The 7,472-nt window shown below is 60.0% G+C and carries 12 protein-coding genes; all 12 read left to right on the top strand.

Going from position 1 to position 7,472, the window contains the following annotated elements; genetic code table 11:
- Positions 1-1,245, top strand: a 1,245-nt coding sequence (locus AC1DUU_RS18040) for a phage portal protein (protein ID WP_476784778.1), incomplete at its 5' end; no start/stop codon positions are given.
- Positions 1,223-2,077, top strand: coding sequence for a head maturation protease, ClpP-related (locus AC1DUU_RS18035; RefSeq protein ID WP_476784777.1), 855 nt, complete (start codon positions 1,223-1,225; stop codon positions 2,075-2,077). The genes AC1DUU_RS18040 and AC1DUU_RS18035, both read left to right, overlap by 23 nt.
- A 57-nt stretch (positions 2,078-2,134) precedes the next feature.
- Positions 2,135-3,328, top strand: a complete 1,194-nt coding sequence (locus tag AC1DUU_RS18030) for a phage major capsid protein (protein ID WP_476784776.1) — start codon at positions 2,135-2,137, stop codon at positions 3,326-3,328.
- 76 nt (positions 3,329-3,404) lie between these two features.
- A complete protein-coding gene (locus AC1DUU_RS18025; protein WP_476784775.1) occupies positions 3,405-3,578 on the top strand; it encodes a hypothetical protein in 174 nt (57 codons plus the stop codon).
- The gene (locus tag AC1DUU_RS18020) at positions 3,578-4,165 is read left to right on the top strand and encodes a head-tail connector protein (RefSeq protein WP_476784774.1); all 588 of its coding nucleotides are present in this window, start codon (positions 3,578-3,580) and stop codon (positions 4,163-4,165) included. Before AC1DUU_RS18025 ends, AC1DUU_RS18020 begins: the two co-directional genes overlap by 1 nt.
- Before the next feature lie 166 nt (positions 4,166-4,331).
- On the top strand, positions 4,332-4,685 hold the full coding sequence (locus AC1DUU_RS18015; protein ID WP_476784773.1) for a head-tail adaptor protein: 354 nt from the start codon (positions 4,332-4,334) through the stop codon (positions 4,683-4,685).
- A complete protein-coding gene (locus AC1DUU_RS18010; protein WP_476784772.1) occupies positions 4,685-5,092 on the top strand; it encodes an HK97-gp10 family putative phage morphogenesis protein in 408 nt (135 codons plus the stop codon). The genes AC1DUU_RS18015 and AC1DUU_RS18010 overlap by 1 nt, the downstream gene beginning before the upstream one ends.
- 35 nt (positions 5,093-5,127) lie before the next feature.
- Positions 5,128-5,505, top strand: coding sequence for a DUF3168 domain-containing protein (locus AC1DUU_RS18005; RefSeq protein ID WP_476784771.1), 378 nt, complete (start codon positions 5,128-5,130; stop codon positions 5,503-5,505).
- Positions 5,506-5,551: 46 nt separating this feature from the next.
- Positions 5,552-5,983, top strand: a complete 432-nt coding sequence (locus AC1DUU_RS18000; protein ID WP_476784770.1) for a phage major tail protein, TP901-1 family — start codon at positions 5,552-5,554, stop codon at positions 5,981-5,983.
- Position 5,984: 1 nt separating this feature from the next.
- Positions 5,985-6,338, top strand: coding sequence for a hypothetical protein (locus tag AC1DUU_RS17995; RefSeq protein WP_476784769.1), 354 nt, complete (start codon positions 5,985-5,987; stop codon positions 6,336-6,338).
- 44 nt (positions 6,339-6,382) lie between these two features.
- Positions 6,383-6,532, top strand: a complete 150-nt coding sequence (locus AC1DUU_RS17990; RefSeq protein ID WP_476784768.1) for a phage tail assembly chaperone — start codon at positions 6,383-6,385, stop codon at positions 6,530-6,532.
- Positions 6,532-7,472 (top strand): tape measure protein (locus AC1DUU_RS17985; protein WP_476784767.1); only part of this gene is annotated, 941 nt, incomplete at its 3' end. The genes AC1DUU_RS17990 and AC1DUU_RS17985, both read left to right, overlap by 1 nt.

Genomic DNA, 7,472 nt, shown 5'->3' with positions numbered 1-7,472 from the left:
GCAAAGACAGCGGCCCCTGCCGTCCGCGCTATGGCGGGCGAGRCAGCGATGTTCAATGACCTTGATGACCCGCAGTTGCTTGAATTCATTCGCGGTGGCGGCGGAGGGATGACCGAGTCCGGCATTGTCGTCACGCCAAAGGCGGCGCTCAAGAACACGACTGTGCTTCGGTGCGTATCCCTACACTCATTTTCAGCGGGCATGCTTCCGCTCCATCTCCTGGATAAGAAAACGAGCGAGAAGGCCGAAGACCATCCGCTGTTTCGCATTCTGCATCGGCGGCCGAATGCGTGGCAGACCGCGTACGAGTTCAAGTCACTTATGCAGCAGCGTGCGCTCGGAGCGGGTGGTGATGGGCACCGTGGCGACGCATTTGCGCTCATTGTGCGAAGCGGCAGTCGCATCGTCCAGCTTGTTCCGTTGGCGACAGAGCGGGTGCAGCCTCGCCAGCGAAACGACTGGTCGTTGGAGTATGTCTATCAGCGTCCAGCCGGTGGCGAGATCGTTCTGCCACAGCAAGATGTCTTCCATCTTCGCTGCGGTCTTTCGGAGGACGGCATATCCGGCCTGTCTATGGTGAAGCAGGCGGCAGACGCCATCTCGCTGGCGATCCAGACTGAGAAGGCCGCTGCCCGGCTATTTCGCAATGGCATGCTGGTCGGCGGTGCRCTCGCACATCCGCAACAACTGTCACCGGAAGCTTATGAACGTCTCAAGTCCAGCATGGAAGAGCGCTTTACTGGTGCCGAGAACGCGCACAAGTGGATGATCCTCGAAGAGGGGATGAAGGCAGAGCGGTTTTCTCAAACGGGTCAGGAAAGCCAGGCCCTTGAGCAGCGCAAGTTTCAAAATGAAGAGATTTCGCGTCCGTTTGGTGTACCCCGACCGCTTCTCAATGTTGACGATACGTCTTGGGGCTCTGGCATTGACGTTCTCGGCCAGTTTTTCGTCCGGTACGGTCTGAACCCTTGGTTCGAAGCGTGGCAGCAGGCTATCGAGCGCTCTCTTTTGACCGAACGGGAAGCGGACCTTTACGAAGCAAAATTCAATGCAGGAGCTTTGCTTCGTGGCTCAATGAAGGATCAAGCCGACTTCTTCGCGAAGGGCCTCGGCTCTGGCGGTCATCAGCCTTTCTTGCATCCCGACGAAGTGCGCAGCTGGCTCGACCTGCCACACCGTGACGATCTCCCAGAACCCATGGGCCAGAGTAAGGAGCGAGGCAATGAGCCTGCGAAATCTGCCTGAAGTCCAAGCATTCCAGAAGCCAGAGTGGCTAAACTTCGAGGCGCCCGACCAGAATGTCGAGGCGTTCGACCCAGCCGTCATTTCGGCGGCAGCAGACGACACCAATGAGATATCGATTTATGGTCAGATTGGGATTGACCCCTTCACGGCGGTCGATAACTCGGAACGCCGGATCGCCGCTGCGCTTCGCTCGATTGGTAAGCGCGACATTACCGTCAGCATCAATTCACCCGGTGGCAACTTCTTCACCGGCTTGGCCATCTACAATCTGTTGCGGGCGCATCCGGCGAAGGTGTCCATCCATGTCATTGGGATGGCCGGATCCGCTGCCTCTGTAATTGCCATGGCAGGGGATGAGACGCTTATGGCAGATGGCTCGTTCATCATGGTTCACAATGCTTCCGGTGTCGTGATCGGCAATAAGTTCGATGCGAAAGACGCCGCCGATCTTCTGGCCGAGGTGGATGGTGCGATGGCGCAGATCTATGCGGCGCGCGCAGGAGTCGAAACGAAGGTTGCGGCGGCCTGGATGGACCGCCGTCGTGGTGATGGCACGATGTTCAATGCTTCGTCGGCCATCGATAGCGGTCTTGCTGACGGAAAATTGGCGGCTGGCGCAATTAAAGTGAACGCCGAGGCGACCAAAGCAGTGCCGCGCGAACGGGTGATGGAAAACGCGCTCGTCGCCGCAGCAAACATGTCTCCGCAGGATGCAAAAGCGTTCATTGCGGATCTGAAATCCGGCACGCGAGATGCTCCGGTAAACGTCACGCGCGACGCTGACGATCTGAAGGCTGCCATTGAGCAGCTTCGTTCAACAATCAGGTCATAACAGGAGATTCCAATGACCAAGCACATGAACCCGCGCAAGCTGCGCGGCATCGTCTCCGTGCGCGCCGATGCGAGCGGCGACCTCAAGGCACTGATCGCCAACCTCAATACCGACTGGGCCGCTTTCAAGGCCACGATGGCTGACAAGGACAAGGAGCTCGCCAAGAAGTTCGATGATGTTGTGACGACCGACAAGCTCGATCGCATCAACGCTAGTGTCGGCGATCTGCAAAAGCTTATCGACGAGACGAACGCTAAGATCGCGGCGATGGCCATCGGTGCCGGCAGCGACGCTAATGTGAAGGATCGCGAGTATTCGGATGCCTTCACGGCTCATGTTCGTCGTGGCGACGTGCAGGCCTCGCTCAACAAGGGCACTGATCCCGAAGGCGGCTATCTGGCGCCGACCGAATGGGACCGCACCATTATCGACAAACTGAAGCTGGTTTCACCTATGCGTCAGATTGCTTCGGTGCAGACCATCTCGACGGCAGGATTTTCGAAGCTTTACAACCTTCGCGGAACTACATCTGGTTGGGTAGGTGAGAAGGCGGCCCGCCCGGAAACAAACACCCCGCCCTTCGGTTCGATGACCTTCACACCTGGTGAAATCTACGCAAATCCTGCTGCTACACAGGCCATGCTGGACGATGCACAGATCAACCTGGAAAGCTGGCTCGCGGACGAGGTACAGACCGAGTTCGCCTACCAGGAAGGTCTCGCATTCATCGCTGGCGATGGCACGAATAAGCCGGCAGGGTTCCTGACCTTCATCACTGGCGGTTCCAATGCCGCGAAAAACCCGCTTGGCGCCATCGAGGTGAAAACCGCGGCATCCGGTGCGGCCTTCACCTCTGACGAACTTCTGGAGCTGATTTATCTCCTGCCGTCCGTCTATTCAGCCGGTGCGGGGTGGGTGATGAACCGCACCACCCAGGGCGTTATCCGCAAAATGAAAGACGGTCAGCAGAACTACCTGTGGCAACCGTCTTATGTAGCCGGCCAGCCGGCACAGATTGCCGGGTATCCCGTGACGGAAATGCCGGGCATGCCCGACATCGCTCTCAGCTCGGTGCCGGTGGCTTTTGGCGACTTCCGGCGTGGCTATCTGATCGTCGATCGCACGGGTGTCCGCGTCCTGCGCGACCCTTATTCCAACAAGCCCTACGTGATGTTCTACACCACGAAGCGTGTCGGCGGTGGCGTGAACAACCCCGAGACCATCAAGGTCTTGAAGATGAAGGCCAGCTAACGAGCTGGCATGCGGGCGGCATTCGTGCCGCTCGCTGATTCCCCTTCGCTTTTCCAACAATTGGAGATCTGTTCCAATGGCCAAAACAAACCCCACCTCCGAAAACCTTGCGGTTCCATCCGAAGAAGAGCTTGTCATCGCTGATGCGCCTATTGCGCGCGCGCCGGCCCTGACGCTCAAGGAAATCGAGGCGATGGGTCTTGACCCTTCGCCTTATGGCTACCCGATCGCTGACCCGGCTGTCGAGTAATGCTCGCGCCCGTCCGAATTGCCGCGCCGGCCGTTACGCCCGTATCGCTTGTCGAGGCGAAGGCCCATCTACGCGTCGATCATGAGGATGACGATGCTGTCATCACCGCCTTGATCGGTGCCGCAACCGACCATCTGGATGGCCGGACCGGCATTCTCGGGCGGGCGCTTGTTGACCAGACGTGGCGACAGGATTTCAACGGGTTCCGCGGATGTCTGCGCCTTCCGCTTGCGCCTGTCGCTGCTGATGGTGTGGAGAGTGTGAAATATTTCGACGCCAACAACGTCGAGCAGACGCTTGCCGCGACAACATACCATTTACTGGTCGACGCGCTCGGCCCATTCGTCTCGCTCAAAGCCGGGCAATCCTGGCCGTCGACCTTTGCGCGCCTCGATGCCGTGTCGATCGAGTTCGTTGCCGGGTACGGAGACGACGCCAAGGTGCCGGATGCGCTTAGGGTCGCGATCCTGATGCATGTCGCTCATATCTACAACAACCCCGAAGCGGTGGTTGTTGGCGGGGCTGCGACTTCGCTACCGCTGGGTCATGGCGCGTTGATTGCGCCCTATCGCCGGATCTCGGTCTGATGTGGGTCCGCTTCACCGACGTGTTCCGGTGGTCGCCGCCGGAGATGAACAACACCTGGTCGCAGGTTTTCCAGCCTTCGATCCAGAATGTCACTTCGCCCTGCGGCAATGCTGCCATAGCGGCAGGCAAAGCGGTGAAGGCGAAACGGCCAGCGAAAGGTGAGAAATGCGCGGCGCTGGGCAACTGAGAAATCGCGTCCATTGCCAGATGAAGGGGCCGGCGACCGACGAATTCAACAATCCGGTTCCCGGTGGCGCGGTCTGGGCGACACAGTTTTCTGTCCGGGCCGGCTTTCGTCCGCGCAATGGCGGAGAGGCCGTCATGGCAGGGCGGTTGCAAGGCATCCAGCCGTACATCGTGACGGTGAGGCAAAGCAGCCAGACCCGGCAGATTACATCTGCCTGGCGCCTCGTCGATGCGCATGACGCCTGCCGCATTTTCAGTGTGAAGTCGCTGGCCGATCCCGACGACAAGGGCGCCTGGCTGGAACTGCTGGTCGAGCAAGGGACGGCGAGCTGATGGCGGTCCAGGCGAAGTTCGTCGGTCGCGAGGCTCTGGCTCGCCGCCTTCGTCAATTGGTGCCTGATGCTGAGAAGCAAGCAGCTGCAGCGCAGCTCGAGGCGGCTACGGAGCTTGCCGCTGCAATCGAGTTGCGGGCTCCGCTCGGCGAAACCGGCGACTATCGCGCTAGCATCGAGGGCGGGCGTTTAGCCGACAAATCGCAGAAGGCCGTGCTTGGGTCGACCACGAAAGATCCGAATGCAACGGGCGTCTTCGCCGATTATGTCTGGCGGTTTTTGGAGTTCGGCACGGTCAAGATGGCAGCGCAGCCGCATATCTTCCCGACATACCGCGCCATGAAAAAGCGCATACGCCGCAAGGTGTCGAACGCGATCAACAAGGCAGTCCGCAAGGCGAAATCCTAATGGCGTCACCTCAACGCGAACTGGTCGGGCTGGCCGTGGCCAAGCTTCGTGCGACCACAGCCGTCACCGCACTCGTTGGGGCGCGCATCAACTTTCGACGTCCGGAAACAGAAGAGTTTCCGCAGATTGCTGGTTTCGACACGGTCGGTCTGCGCGCCGACGCGACCTGCATCAGTGGCTCGGACATCATGCTAAGCATCCATGTGTGGACGCGCGACGGCATCGATCCGCTTCAGGACGCCCGCGCAATCGCCCATGAGATCGAGCTGGCGCTTCACGATGCACCGCTCGCCCTGCCAACAAACCACCTGGTGACACTCGATCACCGCGGCGATCGCGTTTTCTACGACGTGGACGGCCTGACCGGTCATGGCGTCGTGGAATTTCGCGCGACCACTCAGCAATCCCCCTGACCGGCGCAATAGCCGGATTTCTCTCAACCACTGGAAGGAAGTGACCATGCCTCAGCACAAGGGACGCATGCTGCTGATCAAAATTGGCAACGCCGGTATGCCTACCGAGACGTTTGCCAATCTTTGCGGCCTCAAGACGCGTAGTTTCAACCTGTCGGCCAATGAAATCGACACAACCACGCCCGACTGCACCAATCCTGGCGGACCAGTTCAAAAGACGTCGGAGCCCGGCATCGTCAACCGCACCTTCTCCGGTTCCGGTGCCTTCGTCAGCGGCGGCCCCCAGGCCATTCTCATGGCCCATGTGCGCAATGGCACGGTCTTTAACGCTCAGGTCGTCGTGCCGGGCGAAGGCGAATACGAGGGCTCCTGGATGGTTTCGGACTTCGAATTCACCGGCGAAATGGAAGGCAACATGGCGTTCTCCGCCACCTTCTCTGCTGCTGGACCGCTGACCTTCGCGGCGGAGACTCCGTAACATGCTTCCGGTCAATGGTGCGCGCGGCGAGGTCGCGCTGAAGATTGGTGACGTCGATCTGGTGATTGCAGCCGAGATTGGTCGATTGGCGGCGGTCTCGACTGCGCTCGATTGCAAGTCCTTCAGCGATTTGTATCAGCGCCTGCTCGGTGTCGAGGTCGCAGCGACCATATCGGGCGTTGAACACATGACTGTCCGCGGCGATGTCGCAGCGGCCCTTCGGGAATTGAAGCTGCGTCATTTCCCTGCCTGCAAAACCGCGTTCGCCACCGCGCTCCAGCATCACCTCGGCGATGACGCGGGAAAAGCCGGAGCCGCCGGCGAGGCGGCGGCAAAGCGTCGGAAGGCGCGCTAGACGTTCTGCCCTGGCGGGATTGGCTCCGCACGGCGCTTGGGCCGTTGCAGTGGCGTCCCACTGACTTCTGGGCAGCGACAATCGGTGAATTCTTCGACGCAATCGAGGTGTTCAACGAGATGCATGGCGGTCCTGCGCAGCCTGAGACGCCGACCGAAGACGAATTGGCTGAGCTGCTGGAGAAGTATGGCTAATGGCTGAAGACCTTGAACAGCTCGTCCTGGCTATCTCGGCTGACACGCGCCAGATCCAGCGCGCATTGAAGAAGTTGGAAGGCGACACAGGCAACAGCACCAAGAAGATCGAACGCCAGTTCGATGGGTTGAGCAAGCGCATCAACGGGGCGTTCGTAGGAATCGGTCGCGCCGCCAAGGGTTTGCTGGCCGGCGTTGCGGCCGCTTTCACGCTGCGCGAGGCGCAAGGTCTGATCGACGCTTCGACGCGGATCCAGAACGCACTCAAAGTCGCGGGCCTCGAAGGCGCAGAACTGACCCGTGTCTATGATCGGTTGTTCGACAGCGCCCAGCGGAATGCCGCGCCGCTCGAAAGTCTGGTGACGCTTTATGGGCGGGCGGCAATCGTTCAAAAGGAACTCGGCGTTTCGACCGAAGAGCTACTCGGTTTCACTGACAACGTTGCGCTGGCGCTGCGTGTGGCCGGGACCGATGCGCAGTCCGCCTCTGGCGCATTGTTGCAGCTCTCGCAGGCTCTTGGATCTGGCACGGTCCGGGCGGAAGAGTTCAACAGTATCCTTGAGGGGGCGTTGCCTATTGCTCAGGCGGCGGCTGCTGGTCTCGAGGAAGCGGGCGGCTCGGTCTCCAAGCTTCGACAGCTGATCGTCGACGGGGAAGTATCGTCCGAGGCGTTCTTCCGAGCCTTCGAGGCCGGCAGCGCCATGCTCAAGGATAAAGTCGCGGGCGCGGTCCTTACCACTGACCAGGCGACCACCAAGCTTTGGAACGCACTCACTAAAGCGGCCGGAGAGTTCAACACGGCCACCGGTGCCAGCGAAAACTTCGCAGGTGGTCTGGGCAAGGTCGCTGAAGCGATCGCGTCATTCGACATGTCCGGCTTCATCGGTGAGATACAGCGCGGCGGTGACGCCCTGGAGAAGTTTCTGAACAGGGTTGGAAA

The sequence above is a fragment of the Aminobacter sp. P4_H6_2 genome, from assembly GCF_056400805.1.
The sequence above is the reverse complement of the archived record's forward strand: the minus strand, read 5'-3'. Positions and strand labels throughout refer to the sequence as shown.